The organism is Kitasatospora phosalacinea, from assembly GCF_030268885.1.
Classification (GTDB): domain Bacteria; phylum Actinomycetota; class Actinomycetes; order Streptomycetales; family Streptomycetaceae; genus Kitasatospora; species Kitasatospora phosalacinea_C.
Genome location: NZ_BSSA01000031.1, coordinates 88342 through 102056 on the forward strand (window position 1 = coordinate 88342; position 13715 = coordinate 102056).

Here is a 13715-nt window from a genome sequence, read left to right on the forward strand (position 1 = left end):
GTCGGCCCTCGCCCGCCCCGCCGGTCCTGCCTACCGTGGAAGTGATCCGGCCGTCACCGGACAACGGCCGCCGCAGCGGTGGAGGAGCCATGACATCGCCCACCGGAACCCGCCCGATCGTGCTGGGCGTCGACGCCCGGCAGGTCAGCCCCGTGGTCGTCGGCTGGGCCGCCGACGAGGCCGAGCGGCGCGGACTCCCGCTGCGCCTGGTGCACGCCGTCCCCGACGAGCCCCGCGACCGGCGCGGCGACGGCGCCGCCTACCTGCACTCCCGGCACGAGGCCGGGGCCCAGGCGCTGGAGAAGGCCGAGGGCATGGTGGCCGAACGCCACCCCGGGCTGCGCCCGCGCTCCGTCCTGCGCGACGGGCCCCCGGCCCCGGTGCTGTGCGCGGAGTCCGAAGGGGCCGCGCTGGTGGTGCTCGGCACCCGCCGCCTGGGCCGCCTGGCGGAGGTGCTGAGCCGCTACTCCGTGACGGTGCCGGTCAGCGCCCAGGCGCACTGCCCGGTCGTGGTGGTGCGCGAACCGGAGCACACCACCCTCCAGCCGCCCTACGTGGTGGTCGGCGTCGACGGCTCCCCGGCCTGCGGGCCCGCGGGGCGCTTCGCCGCCGACCTGGCCGCCCGCCGGGGCGCGGCCCTGCGCGCCGTCTCGGTCCGGCGCACCCCCGTCCGGCCGTTCGAACCGCTGGAGGGCGAGGCGGAGCTCCGGCGCCGGATGTTCGAGTCCACCGCGGGCTGCGCCGTGGACGAACCCGACCTCGACCTCACCCACGAGGTCGTCGCCGGTGACCCGGTCGACGAACTCGTCCGGATCTCCGCGCACGCCCTGGCCGTCGTGGTCGGCCGCCACGGCCGCGGCGGCCTCACCGGGATGCGGCTCGGCTCCGTCCCGCACGGCCTGGTCCGCCGGGCCCCCTGTCCCGTGGTCACCGTCCCCGCCGGGGCCGGGGCCGAGGAGCCACTGCAACGAGAGAGGTGAACGGAGCATGCGTGCCGTGATCGTCCACGAGAGCGTGTACGGCAACACCGGGCAGGTCGCCGCGGCGATCGCCGAGGGCGTCCGGCAGGCCGAACCGACCGCCGACGTGCAGTGCCTGCCGGTCGCCGAGGCCGGGCCCGACGCGGTCGAGGGGGCGGACCTGCTGGTGGTCGGCGGCCCCACCCACATGCGGGGCATGACCACCGGCGTCAGCCGCGCCCTGGCCGCCAGGTCGGGCGCTCCGGAGCACGGCGGCCCCGGCCTGCGTTCCTGGTTCCACTCCCTGCCGGACGGCGGCGGGAGCGCCCGGGCCGCCGCGTTCGACACCCGCGCCGAGGTGAAGCACGCCGGTGCGGCAGCCGACGGCATCGCCGCCCGCCTCACCCGCCACCACTACGACCTCGCGGCCGAGCCCGCCGGGTTCCTGGTCGAGGGGACCGAAGGACCGTTGCGCGCGGGCGAGAGCGACCGGGCGCGGGCCTGGGGAGCGCAGCTCGCCCGGCGGTGAGACCGTGGCGGGACGACCACCGGGGCGCCCCGGGCGGGGCGGGGCGGGGCGGGGCCGGGGAACGGGAGAGCGCGATGAACAGAGCGAGCACGTGGAAACCGCTGGCCGTCCTCGGGACCGCCCAGTTCCTGATGGTGCTGGACGCCTCGGTGATGAACGTGTCGATCAGCCAGCTCGTCGAGGACTTCGACACCGAGGTCACCACCGTCCAGGCCGTCATCACCCTCTACACCCTGGTGATGGCGGCCTTCATGCTGACCGGTGGCAAGATCGGCGACATGTTCGGCCGCCGCCGGGTCTTCGTGGTCGGCCTGGTCGTCTACGGCGTCGGCTCCGGCCTGACCGCCGTCGCCCCCACGGTCGGGGTGCTCGCCCTCGGCTGGTCGGTGGTCGAGGGCCTGGGCGCGGCCCTGGTGCTGCCCGCCCTGGCCGCCCTGGTGGCCGGCTCCTACCGGGGGCGCGAACGGGCGGTCGCCTACGGGGTGGTCGGCGGTCTGGCCGGTGCGGGCATCGCGGTGGGGCCGCTGCTCGGCGGCTGGGTCACCACCTACCTGACCTGGCGGCTGGTGTTCGCGGGCGAGGTGGTGCTGGTCCTGGCGATCCTGCTGCTGATGCGCTGGATCCCGCCGCAGCCGGCGCCCGCCACCCGGACCCGGCTCGACGTGCCCGGGGCCGTGCTCTCCGCCGCGGGCCTGGCCCTGGTGGTCCTGGCCGTCCTGCAGAGCGGCACCTGGGGCTGGGTCGAGCCGCGCAACCCGCCGTTCACCGTCCTCGGGTTCGCGCCCACGCTGTTCGTCGTCGCCCTCGGCGCCGCCGTGCTGTACGCCTTCTGCGCCCACGAGCGGCGCCGGGAGCGCCGCGGGGCCACCCCGCTGGTCTCGCTCGCCCTGTTCGGGAACCGGCCGCTGCGCGCCGGGCTGATCGCCCTGTTCAACCAGAACACCGTCCTGCTCGGCCTGTTCTTCGTCATCCCGCTCTACCTCCAGGTCGTCCAGGGCCTGAACGCCTTCGAGACCGGGCTGCGGCTGCTCCCGGTCTCCGTGACCATGCTCGTCACCTCGATGTGCGGCTCGCTGCTGCTGCGCGTCGCCTCGCCCCGGACCGTCGTCCGGACCGGGCTGCTGGTGCTGCTCGCCGCGACCCTGTGGCTGATCGCCGCGATCCGGCCGGAGCTGGCGGGCGCCTCGTTCGGCTGGGCGATGGCCCTGCTCGGCACCGGACTGGGCCTGCTCGCCTCGCAGCTCGGCAATACGGTGCAGTCCAGCGTGCGCACCTCCGAGCGCAGCGAGGCCGGGGGCCTGCAGTACACCGCGCAGAACCTCGGCTCCTCGCTCGGCACGGCGCTGATCGGCGCGATCCTGATCGGCGCGCTCGCCACCTCGGTCACCGCCCGGATCGAGAGCGACCCGAAGGTCAGCGCGGCCGTCGCCCAGCAGGTCGGCACCCAGGTCGAGGCGGGCATCTCCTTCGTCCCGGCCGACCAGGTGTCCGCCGCCCTCGCCACCCACCCCGAGGTGCCGCCGCAGGAGGCCGCGACCCTGGTCGACCACTACCGGGACGCGCAGATCCAGGGCCTGAAGTCCGCCATCCTCGCCTGCTCGGTGATCACCGCCGGGGCCCTGCTGTTCACCCGTCACGTCCCCGCCGACCGGCGCCCGTCCGGCCCCGGGACGGACGCGGCGGACGGTGGGGCGGACGACGCGACGGACGACGCGGCAGACGGTGGGGCGGACGACGCGGCGGGTGACGGCGGGACGTCGCGGAGTCGTTAGGATCGGCGGGTCGTCCGCCGACCGGGGCGGGCGCCCGGGCAACGGTCGTGCGGCAGCGGAGCAGTGAGATGGAAGAACCGGCGGCCCTGTCCGCGCTCGGCTCCCGCTACCTGGAACTGCTCGCGGAGGTCTCCCGGACCGGCCGCCACCTGGACCGCCCCGAACTGGAGTCGCTGCGTGCGCTCGGCGAGCGCGCCGCGGAGGCCGGGCACGGGCTGCGCGAACTGGTCGCGCACTGCCTCGGCGCCGGCCGCCGGGCCTGGCCGTCACTGCCCGGCGTCGCCGCGGCCGGGTCGGTGGGCGGGCTCCGCCGCACCGGCGAGGCGCTGCTCACCGCCGCCGAGGCCGCGGTCGCCGCCCTGGGCGAGGGCCACGAACGGGCGCAGCGCCTGGCGATCCGCCAGGAGGAGGCGGCCCGGCGGGAGTTCATCGACGACCTGCTGTACGGGCGCAGCGACCCGGGTGCGCTGGCCGAGCGGGCCGAGCGCTTCGGGCTGCGGCTGGCCCGCTCGCACGCGGTGGCGGTCGCGGTCGCCGCGCAGCCGTACGACGAGGCGCACCCGTCGGCCCGCCGGGTGGAGCGCGAACTCGTCGGCCGCTTCGGCGAACGGGACGTCCTGCTGGCGACCAAGGACGGCCGGCTGGTGTGCGTCGCCCCCGACAGCGAGCGCGCGGTGCTGGAGGCGTTCGCCGCCCTCGCGCTCCGTCCCGGCCCCGGTTACCCGGCGGCGCTGCGGGTGGCGACCGGGCGGCGCCACTCCGGGCCGGGCGGGGTGGTGCGCAGCTACGACGAGGCGCTGGGCGCCCTGGACTTCGCGCAGCGCCTCGACCTGCCCGCCGAGCGGCTCCGGGCCGAGGAACTGCTGGTGCTCCCGGTGCTGATGCGCGACCGGGCCGCGATGGCGGAGCTGGTGCGCAGCGTGCTGGGACCGCTCGGCGGCGCACGCGGCGGCGCGGCCCCGCTGCTGGCCACCCTGGCCGCGCAGGCCGAGGCGGGCTACGTCCACGCGGAGGCCGCCCGGCGGCTGGGCGTGAGCGTCCGCACGCTCGGCTACCGGATGGACCGGATCAAGGCGCTGACCGGCTACGACCCCTCCGACGCGCTGCACCGCTACACCCTGGAGACCGCCGCGATGGGCGCCCGCCTGCTCGGCTGGCCGCAGCGGGAGCTGTGAGCGGCCTCCCGGACGCCGCCGCTGCGGGATTCCGACGCCGACGGGGCGTCAAGACTGCCGGATCCTGGCAATGTGCGCGCACCCCGCCCCCTGCCACGATCGTCCGGGCGCCGCGGGGGCGGCGCCGCAGTGCGACGGGGGAGCGGACGGGCCGCCGGGCCCGGCCGCCGCGCACTGCCAGGGGGGAACGGGGGCGGGGGCCCGTCCGGTCCGCGGGTGCCGGTGCCGCAGAGGGGAGGGCGTCGGCACCCGCGGGGGCCGGGGCGTCCGGCTCAGCGCTCCCGGGGGCCGCGGCGGACCAGGTGCCAGGCACCGTGCTGGACCAGCAGGGTGAGGACCCCGGCGAGGACGATGCCGGAGAGGTTGAGGGCCAGCTGCACGGCCGACCCCCAGCCCTGGGCGTACTCGCCGTAGGCGACGGCCACGGCGGCGTTGGCCGCGGCGGGGACGGTGGTGACCGAGATCGCCACGCCGACCAGCGCGGACGCCTTGGCGGAGGTCAGCGAGAGCAGGCCCGCGATGCCCGCCAGGAAGGCGACCACGAAGGACATCGCGTCCGGCTGCCAGATGAACGAGGTGTTGGGGCGCAGGGCCGCGAACTTCGCGTCGCTGAACAGGCCCAGGGCGTCCATCAGCAGGGAGAAGCCCACGGTGAGCGCCATCGCCACGGCGAAGCCGACCGCCAGGGCGAGCAGGGAGCGCAGCGCCGCTCGGGCCCGGCGCTGCACGACGGCGACGCACAGCCCGGCGAGCGGCCCGAACTCGGGGCCCACGGCCATCGCGCCGACGATCAGCACCGCGCTGTCCAGCACGGCGCCGCAGGCGGCGAGCATGGTGGCGACCGTCAGCAGCGCGAGGAAGACCCAGCTGAGCGTCGACTCCTCCTGGACGACCTCGGAGACCTCCTCCCACACCAGCGCGTCGACCCCCTCGCCCGGCGCCTCCCGCTCCGCCCGGTCGGCCGCCCGGGAGAGGGTCAGCCCGACCTGGTCCACGCTGATGGCCCCGCGCTCGGCCAGCCCCAACCCGCGCAGCTCGCCCAGCAGTTCGTCCGCCGCCTCGCGGGCCACGTCGCACAGCACCAGGTCACCGGCCGGGCGCACCGCCCCGCCGGGCAGCACCGCGAGGTGGGCGACCCCGACGCGGGCGTCGAGCCGCTCCAGGACCTGCGCACGCAGGTCGGGGGGAACGATCAGGCGGAGCTGGAGCACGGGATCCTCCGGGCGGGTGGCGCGGTCTGCGCCCACCCTAGGGCCGACCCCTCCCGCCGGCGGCCCCGGGCCTCCCGCCTGCGGGCTGCGGCCCCCGGAGGCCCGTCCCGGCGGGGGTGGCAGGATGGCCGGATGGCTGACGACGCTGCTCCCACCCGGGCCGACCGGGTCCGGCTCTACCTCGACACCCTCCGGGCGCGGATGGACCCCGACGAGTTCCGGCTGCTGGGGCGGCTGCTCAGCGGCGCGGTGCGCTCGCTGGCCGCGGCCGAGGACGCGTACGTCGTCGAGCTCGGGGAGCAGCGGGTGAGCCGCCAGGTGCAGGAGGAGTTCCTCGCGGTGCTGTCGATCGTCGCCACCGGCACCATGGAGCACCGGCTGGTCGACCTCGGCGACGGTGCGGTGACCGTGCTGGACGCCGCCGCCGCGGAGAACCCGGTGGCGGTCCGGCGGATGCGGGAGTGGGCGGCCCGGCAGCGCGGCGGGGGAGCCGGGTGAATCGGGCGAAAAGGCACGGGTAGGGTTCGTGGCATGGGAAGGGTGAGGCGGCGGCCGCGGTTCTACGCGCTGCTGGGGGTGGCGGTGCTGGCAGTGGCGGCGCTGGTCACGGTGGTGGTGGTGCGGAGCTTCGCGATGGTGACTGTCGGTCCGGCGCAGGCGCGCGAGCGGGGGAAGGGACCGGTCGGGGCGGGGCAGGTGGACTGCGCGCGGGCGAAGTGCATCGCGCTGACCTTCGACGGCAGCCCGGGCGAGCCGACCGCGCGGGTGCTGGACCTGCTGGCGCAGCACCACGCCGCGGGGACGTTCTTCCTGGAGGGCCGGGACCTCCACCTGCACCCGGACCTGGTGCGGCGGATCGCCGCGGAGGGGCACGAGATCGGCGACCACACCTGGAACCACCCCCGGCTGACCGAGTCCTCCGACCAGCAGGTCCGCGAGGAGCTCGGCCGCACGGCGGACGCGATCGAGCAGCTCACCGGACGGCGGCCCACCCTGATGCGCCCGCCGGAGGGGCGCACCGACGACCGGGTCTCCGGGATCTCCCGGGAGCTCGGCCTGGCCCAGGTGCTGTGGACGGTGACCGCGAAGGACTACGCGACCGAGGACACCGCGCTGATCACCCGGCGGGTCCTGGACGGGGCCGCGCGCGACGGCATCGTCCTGCTGCACCCGCTGCACGGCGGCACCGTCCCGGCCCTGCCCGCCGTGCTGGAGGCGCTCGACGGGCAGGGGTACACCTTCGTGACGGTCAGCCAGCTGCTCGCCCCCGGCACGGCGGAGCCCGGCACGATCTACCGCTGACGGGCCCGGCCGGGCCCGGCGGCGTTCAGTCGGCGCGGTGCGCCTCGACCAGGGCCAGGAACAGGTGCAGGTTCGGGACGCTCCCGGCCGCGGCGCGGGCCCAGGGCGCCGGTTCGCCGTCCTGCAGCAGCAGGACGGCCCCGCCGCGGAGTTCGACCCCGGCCAGCCGGTCCCAGGGCAGCAGCTGCTTGCGGTGGGCGATGCCCGCGGAGGAGAGGTCGAACTCGCCGAAGTCCAGCACCTCCCCGGCCAGGAACGCCCGCTGCGCCCGGTCGCCCTGGGCCCGCAGGACGGCCTGCTGCATGGCCTGCGACCAGACGCGGGGGTGCTGGTAGAACTGGGTGACCACCGCGCTCGCGCCCGGGGTCCGCAGCACGCAGGTGTACATGACCGGGCCGGGGACGCCGTTGATGACGTTCCGGGTCTGCTCCTCGTAGAGCCTGGCCTCGTCCCACCGCACGACCGTCCGGCCGGGGCCGCGTTCGTCGTCGACCACCAGGCCGTGCTCGAACAGGTGCAGCCGCTTCGCGGCCTGGCGGGGGTTGAAGTCCGGGGTGCGGCGCAGCGACACGTAGTAGAAGACCACGGCGGGCACGACGAAGAGGAAGAGCAGCACCGCCAGCGTCACGTAGAACGAGGTCTTGATCAGCACGCCGAACTTCTGCGGCCTGAAGGTCGCGGTCAGGGCGCCCAGTCCGTGCTGCTCGGCGAGTTCGGCGAGGGCGGGCGGTAAGGGCGGCGGGGGAGCCGCCGGGACCGTGTCGGGCATGGGCCTCAACTCCGTTGGAGAGGAACGCTGTTGGATGTCGCAGCTTTCCCTACTTCGGGGGGCGGCGTCCAGGCGGCCCGGTCGGGCGGTCCGGTCGGGCGGCCGCGGTCAGGTGCGCGGCGGCGGTGCGCCAGGCGGCCGTCACGGCGGCGTGGGCCCGGGCGGTGGCGGTCGCCACGTCGCCGTCGAGCCGCAGCGGCGCACCGAAGTGGACGTGCACGCCGGGGCGGCGCAGCGGGGCGGTGGCCAGGCCCGCGAGCTGCTTGGCGGGGGAGCCGGAGCTGATCCGGCGGGCCCCGACCTGGCCGAGCGGGACGACCGGGGCGCCGCTGGCGGCGAGTCGGGCCAGGCCGGTGCGGAAGGGGCCGGGCGGGCCGTCGGCGGCGTCGCGCCGGAGCGGGAGCCGCCCCTCGGGGTAGAGCACCACGACCCGTCCGGCGGCCAGGGCCTCGGCCGCGGCCTCCAGCGCCTCGGCCGCCTGCGCGGTGCCCCGGTGCACGGGGACGTGGCCCTCGCGGGCCAGCGCGCCGCCCAGCAGCGGGATCCGCCACAGCCCGGCGGTGGCCAGGACGACCGGCCGGACACCGAGGCGGCGGACCGCGGCGAGCACCACGCCCGGGTCGACCAGCGAGGAGTGGTTGGCCGCGACGATGCTGCCGGGGGCGAGCACCGCGCCCTCGTCCGCGGTCACGGTGAACCGGCCGAGCAGCGGGACGACGGTGCGGGCGACGGTGCTCAGCACGGCTGGTGGCCTCCGGGAGCGGGACGGGCGCGGGACGGGAGCGGGCGCCGTCCGCGGCGGGGCGGCCCGTCCATGGTGGGGGCGGGCCGCCCCGTCCGGCCTGAGTCCGGGTACTCAACCCGGGTACTCACCCCGCCGGGGGAGCTGCGGCTACGGCCGCTGGGTCAGCAGGTGGGCGCGGTAGCCCTCGCCGAAGGTGGACGTCGGGGTGCCGTTCCAGTCGGTGACCAGCACGTTGCCGCCGCTGCTGCACCCGCCCCAGGGGTTCCACGTCCAGGCGCTGTAGCCGACCCCGTGCGCGTCGGCCCAGGCCATCACCTGGTCGATGTAGTCGTGGGCGCAGGTCTTCTGGCCGATCTCACCGGCCTGGACCGGGACCTTCGCCGCGACCGCACCGATCGTGCTGTCCCAGCAGGAGGCGGTGACGCAGCCGTTCCAGCTGTACGAGTGCCACGAGGCCATCAGGTTGCCGGTGGGGTCCTTCGGCGCGTAGGCGAGCCACTGGCTGAGGTCGTTGGTCCAGGTCAGGCCGCCGGTCATCACCACGTTGGTGGCGCCGGTGGCGCGCACCGCGTCGACCAGGCTCTGCATGCCCGCGACCGGGTAGCCGATGCCGGGGCAGCTGCCGCCGTCGCGCAGGCAGGTCCAGGCGGCGGTGGCGTCGGCCCAGTTGTCGGCGGCGTCCGGGTAGGGCTCGTTGAACAGGTCGAACAGGACGGCGTCGTTCCCCTTGAAGGTCTCGGCGACCTGCTTCCAGAAGGTGGGGGCGTACTGCAGGTCGGGCATCGGCTTCTGGCAGGTCGCGCCGGTGTCCGGACAGCCCGTGCCGGGGCCGGTGTACTGGCCGTGGCTCCAGTGCAGGTCGAGGACCACGTTGATGCCGTTGGCGACCAGCAGGTCGGCGTAGTCCTTGACCGCCTTCCGGTACGCGGCGCCGGTGGTCCCGCCCGCCGGGGTGCCGCTGGTGGTGTCCAGCCAGCACTCCTCGTTCAGCGGGAGCCGCACGGCGTGCACGTTCCAGCCGCGCATCGCGTCGACCGTGGCCTGGTCCGCGGGGCCGTCCCACACGCCCTTGCCCTGGACGCAGGCGAACTCGCCGCTGGAGCGGTTGACGCCCAGCAGGCGGTACGGGGCGCCCGCGGCGGTGACCAGCCGGTTGCCGGAGACGTGCAGGGCCGGGGCGGGACCCGCGGGCGGGGTGGTCGGCGGGTCGGTCGGCGGCGGGGTGGTGGGCGGCTGGCTGGTCGGCGGCGGGCTGGTCGGCGGGGCGGTGGGGCCGGACCCGTCGCACGGGACGCCGTTGACCGTGAAGGCGGTCGGGCCGGCGTTGGCGCCGCTGTAGCCGAAGGTCGCGGCGGGCGCGACGCTGCCGCCGGACGGGACGGCCGCGTTCCAGGGCAGGCTGGTGACCGTGACGTCCCGGCCGGACTGCGTCCAGCTGCCGTTCCAGCCGGAGGACAGCGACTGGTTGCCGCCGTACGAGAAGCCGAGCGTCCAACTGGTCCACGCCGTACCGAGGTTGGTGACGGTCACGGTGGCCTGGAACCCGCTGCCCCAGTCGTTCTGCACCGTGTACACCGCCTTGCAGTGGACCTCGGCGGCCTGGGCGGCCTGCGGCGGGGCGACCAGGGCGGCCGCCGCGAGGGCCAGCGCCCCGGCGGCGGCCGCGCCGGCGGCGGTGCGGGTGCGAACGCGGGGGCGGCGGGGGTCGGGGTCGGGGTGGGGGACGGGGGGCGTGCGACGCATGGAGAACCCTCCTGAAGGCGCGTCGAATCCGGTGGGGGAATTTCCGCCGGAACGGGGGAACCGGGCGGGCAGTGCGGTGCTTATGCGCTTAAGTGCGCGGCGCAAAGGGGTGACCCGGCCGGTTTTCCGGAACGTAGGACAGGAATTGACGGACCGTCAACGGAAGGCGGGCGGAGAAGCGGAAACGGCGCGTGGCGGGCCGAAAGTTTCTCAGCCCGCCGGGGCCGCCGCGGTGCTGCCGCGGACGGTGAGGACGGGCGTCCGCTCCTGGTGCGAGCGCGCGGGGCGGCCGTCGATCAGCTCCAGCAGCACCCGCGCGGTGTGCAGCCCGTACGCCTGGATGTCCCAGGACAGGGCGGTCAGCGCCGGGCGGACCAGGACACACAGCTGCGAGTCGTCCCCGGCCAGGACGGACAGCTCGCCGGGCACCGGGATGCCCATCTCCTGGGCGACGTTGAGCGCGGCGACGGCCATCACGTCGTTGTCGTACAGGATCGCGGTCGGCCGGTCGGGCCGGGACAGCAGGGCCCGGGTCGCCCGCGCGCCCTCCTCGGCGGTGTAGTCGGTCTCCACCACCCGCGGCTCGCCCAGACCGTGCCGGAGCACCGCCGCGCGGAAGGCCGCCACCCGGACCCGGGTGTGGTCGAGGGCGGGCAGTCCGGCGACCCGGGCGATCCGGCGGTGCCCCAGCGCCACCAGGTAGTCGACCGAGGAGTCCACCGCCGCGGTGTCGTCGGCCCAGACGGCGCCCAGCGCGCCGTCCCCCCGGGGCCGCCCGGCCAGCACCGCCGGGACGCCCAGCTCCGCGATCACCGGGAGCCGGGCGTCCTGCGCGTACAGGTCGGTGACCACCAGGCCGTCCACCCGGCGCTCGGCCCACCACAGGCGGATCGCCTCGACGGCCGCGGCGTGGTCCTCGACCACCTGCAGCAGCAGCCCGGTCCGCTGCCCGGACAGCTCGCGCTCCAGGCCCGCGATGAACCGCATGAAGAACGGCTCCACGCCCAGGGTGTCCGCCGGGCGGGCCAGCACCAGGCCCACGCTGTGCGCCCGCGAACCCGACAGCGACCGGGCGGCCAGGCTCGGCCGCCAGCCGAGCCGGTCGGCGATCTCCAGGATCCGCCGCCTGGTCTCCTCGGACACCCCCGGGCGGCCGTTGAGCGCGTACGACACCGCGCCGGTGGAGACGCCCGCCCGCTCCGCGATCTCCCCGATCGTGACCCGTTTCACCGCTGCGCCGTCACTTCGTCGTCCCCCGGGTGGAGCCGTCCTCGCGGAACCCCTGCCGGGACAGGAATACCACCGATCGCCGTCCCGCGGAGCGGTTCCCGGGGGCCCGGGCGGCCGGACCGACCGCCGGAACGGCACGGGCACTTCGCGGCTTAAGCGGTTGAGCGCGTTCCCGGGACGTCCGCCCCGGCATTGGCCCGGGCGCCGGACGGCCCTATTGTGGGCGGTCATGGCATTCCTCTCCATGGACCTCCCGGAGCTGCGCAAGCACCGGCCCGAACGCACCGAACCCGACGACTTCGACGCCTTCTGGGCGGACACCCTGGCCACCGCCAGGGCCGTCCCCGCCCGCCTGGACACCGCACCGGTCGAGACCGGCCTCAGCACCGTCACCGTCGAGGACGTCACCTTCCCCGGCTACGACGGACAGCCGATCAAGGGCTGGCTGGTGCGCCCCCGCGGCGCCGAGGGGCCGCTGCCCGCCGTCGTCGAGTACATCGGCTACGGCGGCGGCCGCGGGCTGCCGCACGACCACCTGCGGTGGGCCAGCGCGGGCTACGCGCACCTGGTCATGGACACCCGCGGGCAGGGCGGCACCTGGGCCACCGGCGACACCCCCGACGACGGGCCCGGCGCGGGCCCGGCCCACCCCGGGTCGATGACCCGCGGCGTCCTCGACCCGGCCACGTACTACTACCGCAGGCTCTACACCGACGCGGTGCGGGCCGTCGACGCCGTGCGCACCCACCCCGGCATCGACCCGGAGAAGGTCCTGGTGGTGGGCGGCAGCCAGGGCGGCGGCCTGGCGCTGGCCGTCGCGGGCCTGGTGCCCGACCTGGCCGGGGTGGTCACGGACGTCCCGTTCCTGCAGCACATACGCCGCGCCACCGAGATCACCGACGCCTTCCCGTACAAGGAGGTCGCCGAGTTCTGCAAGGTCCACCGCGACAAGGTGGAGACCGTCTTCGCGACGCTCGCCTACTTCGACGGCCTCAACTTCGCGGCCCGCGCCAGCGCCCCGGCGCTGTACTCGGTCGCGCTGATGGACGAGACCTGCCCGCCGGAGACCGTCTTCGCCTCCTACCACCACTACCGCGGCCCGAAGGAGATCAGCGTCTACCCCTACAACGGGCACGAGGGCGGCGGCAGCCACCACTTCGCGGTGGCGCTGGCCTTCGCGGCCTCCGTGCGCTGAGCCGGCCGGGGCGGGCGGCGGGCGGGCCGTCCGTTCCGGTGCGGTTGTTCCGGCGCGGTCCTGAGGTTCTGCGGTCCTGAGGTTCTGCGGTTCTGCGGTCGTGCGGTCCTGGACGGGCCCGCGCCGCTGCCGTACGTTCCGGGGATGCGCATCCGAGTCGTCGACGCCTTCACCGACCGTCCGTTCTCCGGCAACCCGGCCGGGGTCGTGCTGCTGGACGGCGGCGGCTTCCCCGCGGACCCCTGGCTCCAGCGGGTCGCCGCCGAGGTCAACCTCTCCGAGACGGCCTTCGCCCACCCGCTGCCGCCCGGCGGCGACGCGGACTGGGCGCTGCGCTGGTTCACGCCCCGTACCGAGGTGGACATGTGCGGGCACGCCACCCTGGCCACCGCGCACGTCCTGCGGACCACCGGCGCCGCCACCGGGCCGGTGCGCTTCACCGCCCGCTGCGGCGTCCTGACCGCCGAGGCCGAGGAGGACGGCGCGATCACCCTGGACTTCCCCACCTCCACGCTCACCCCCGTCGCGGCCCCGGCCGCACTGGCCGCGGCCCTGGGCGCCGAACCGGTCGCCGTCCACGACACCTCCGCCGCCCTCGGCGACCTGCTGGTCGAACTCGCCGACGAGCGGACCGTCCGCGACCTCGCCCCCGACCTCGCCGCGCTGGCCGCCGCCCCGCTCTCCGCCCGCGGGATCATCGCCACCGCCGCCGCCGACGACCCCGACGGCGCCCACCAGTTCGTCTCGCGCTGCTTCTTCCCCGCCCTCGGCATCGACGAGGACCCCGTCACCGGCAGCGCCCACACCGCCCTCGCCCCGTACTGGTCGGCCCGCTTCGGGCGCGACGACCTCACCGGCCGTCAGGGCGGCCCGCGCACCGGCACCGTCCGCACCCGCCTGCGCGGCCCCCGCACCCTGCTCACCGGCCGGGCCGTCACCGTCATCGACGGCGAGCTGCACGCCTGACAGTGAGGATGTGACGTGGTGCTGTTGCCGGCGGGTCTGACCCTCCGCCTGACTGACGTTCTGACTGTCCTGTTTGGGATTTGTCGGCCCGCCGGGCATCACCACGCACGCGGCCGGAC

General features: G+C 76.0%; 13 protein-coding genes. 8 read left to right on the plus strand and 5 right to left on the minus strand.

Annotated features, from left to right (window positions below; genetic code table 11):
* Positions 1-89 precede the first annotated feature (89 nt).
* From QSK52_RS32050 to QSK52_RS32065, 4 genes are all read left to right on the plus strand, one after another.
* Entirely contained in the window at positions 90-980 is an 891-nt protein-coding gene (locus QSK52_RS32050; RefSeq protein ID WP_285739740.1) for a universal stress protein, read from the plus strand.
* A 7-nt stretch (positions 981-987) separates the two neighbouring features.
* Positions 988-1488: a flavodoxin family protein gene (locus QSK52_RS32055; protein ID WP_285739741.1), complete on the plus strand. Its 501-nt coding sequence runs from the start codon at positions 988-990 to the stop codon at positions 1486-1488.
* Positions 1489-1562: 74 nt separating this feature from the next.
* Positions 1563-3260, plus strand: a complete 1698-nt coding sequence (locus tag QSK52_RS32060; protein WP_285739742.1) for an MFS transporter — start codon at positions 1563-1565, stop codon at positions 3258-3260.
* Positions 3261-3328: 68 nt separating this feature from the next.
* Positions 3329-4435, plus strand: a complete 1107-nt coding sequence (locus tag QSK52_RS32065; RefSeq protein WP_285739743.1) for a PucR family transcriptional regulator — start codon at positions 3329-3331, stop codon at positions 4433-4435.
* A gap of 272 nt (positions 4436-4707) precedes the next feature.
* Here QSK52_RS32065 and QSK52_RS32070 read toward each other — a convergent pair whose 3' ends face one another.
* The gene (locus QSK52_RS32070; RefSeq protein ID WP_285739744.1) at positions 4708-5646 is read right to left on the minus strand and encodes a DUF389 domain-containing protein; all 939 of its coding nucleotides are present in this window, start codon (positions 5644-5646) and stop codon (positions 4708-4710) included.
* 132 nt (positions 5647-5778) lie between these two features.
* Between QSK52_RS32070 and QSK52_RS32075 the strand changes: the two genes are divergently transcribed.
* On the plus strand, positions 5779-6144 hold the full coding sequence (locus QSK52_RS32075) for a hypothetical protein (RefSeq protein ID WP_285739745.1): 366 nt from the start codon (positions 5779-5781) through the stop codon (positions 6142-6144).
* A gap of 33 nt (positions 6145-6177) precedes the next feature.
* A complete protein-coding gene (locus QSK52_RS32080; RefSeq protein WP_285739746.1) occupies positions 6178-6948 on the plus strand; it encodes a polysaccharide deacetylase family protein in 771 nt (256 codons plus the stop codon).
* 25 nt (positions 6949-6973) lie between these two features.
* On the opposite strand, the gene QSK52_RS32085 is transcribed toward QSK52_RS32080, so the two are convergent.
* From QSK52_RS32085 to QSK52_RS32100, 4 genes are all read right to left on the minus strand, one after another.
* Positions 6974-7717, minus strand: coding sequence for a DUF6585 family protein (locus QSK52_RS32085; RefSeq protein WP_285739747.1), 744 nt, complete (start codon positions 7715-7717; stop codon positions 6974-6976).
* A 49-nt stretch (positions 7718-7766) separates the two neighbouring features.
* A complete protein-coding gene (locus QSK52_RS32090; protein ID WP_285739748.1) occupies positions 7767-8459 on the minus strand; it encodes a lysophospholipid acyltransferase family protein in 693 nt (230 codons plus the stop codon).
* A 150-nt stretch (positions 8460-8609) separates the two neighbouring features.
* A complete protein-coding gene (locus QSK52_RS32095; RefSeq protein ID WP_285739749.1) occupies positions 8610-10205 on the minus strand; it encodes a cellulase family glycosylhydrolase in 1596 nt (531 codons plus the stop codon).
* A gap of 210 nt (positions 10206-10415) precedes the next feature.
* Positions 10416-11435: a LacI family DNA-binding transcriptional regulator gene (locus tag QSK52_RS32100; protein WP_285739750.1), complete on the minus strand. Its 1020-nt coding sequence runs from the start codon at positions 11433-11435 to the stop codon at positions 10416-10418.
* Positions 11436-11664: 229 nt separating this feature from the next.
* Between QSK52_RS32100 and QSK52_RS32105 the strand changes: the two genes are divergently transcribed.
* Positions 11665-12630, plus strand: a complete 966-nt coding sequence (locus tag QSK52_RS32105; RefSeq protein ID WP_285739751.1) for an acetylxylan esterase — start codon at positions 11665-11667, stop codon at positions 12628-12630.
* Positions 12631-12774: 144 nt separating this feature from the next.
* Entirely contained in the window at positions 12775-13596 is an 822-nt protein-coding gene (locus QSK52_RS32110; protein ID WP_285739752.1) for a PhzF family phenazine biosynthesis protein, read from the plus strand.
* The last annotated feature ends 119 nt before the right edge of the window (positions 13597-13715 follow it).

Excerpts from the sequence above, each read along its gene's own strand:
- QSK52_RS32050 (WP_285739740.1), top strand. The coding sequence starts at position 90 with ATGACATCGCCCACCGGAACCCGCCCGATCGTGCTGGGCGTCGACGCC.
- QSK52_RS32055 (WP_285739741.1), top strand. The coding sequence starts at position 988 with ATGCGTGCCGTGATCGTCCACGAGAGCGTGTACGGCAACACCGGGCAG.
- QSK52_RS32060 (WP_285739742.1), top strand. The coding sequence starts at position 1,563 with ATGAACAGAGCGAGCACGTGGAAACCGCTGGCCGTCCTCGGGACCGCC.
- QSK52_RS32065 (WP_285739743.1), top strand. The coding sequence starts at position 3,329 with ATGGAAGAACCGGCGGCCCTGTCCGCGCTCGGCTCCCGCTACCTGGAA.
- QSK52_RS32075 (WP_285739745.1), top strand. The coding sequence starts at position 5,779 with ATGGCTGACGACGCTGCTCCCACCCGGGCCGACCGGGTCCGGCTCTAC.
- QSK52_RS32080 (WP_285739746.1), top strand. The coding sequence starts at position 6,178 with ATGGGAAGGGTGAGGCGGCGGCCGCGGTTCTACGCGCTGCTGGGGGTG.
- QSK52_RS32085 (WP_285739747.1), bottom strand. The coding sequence starts at position 7,717 with ATGCCCGACACGGTCCCGGCGGCTCCCCCGCCGCCCTTACCGCCCGCC.
- QSK52_RS32095 (WP_285739749.1), bottom strand. The coding sequence starts at position 10,205 with ATGCGTCGCACGCCCCCCGTCCCCCACCCCGACCCCGACCCCCGCCGC.
- QSK52_RS32105 (WP_285739751.1), top strand. The coding sequence starts at position 11,665 with ATGGCATTCCTCTCCATGGACCTCCCGGAGCTGCGCAAGCACCGGCCC.
- QSK52_RS32110 (WP_285739752.1), top strand. The coding sequence starts at position 12,775 with ATGCGCATCCGAGTCGTCGACGCCTTCACCGACCGTCCGTTCTCCGGC.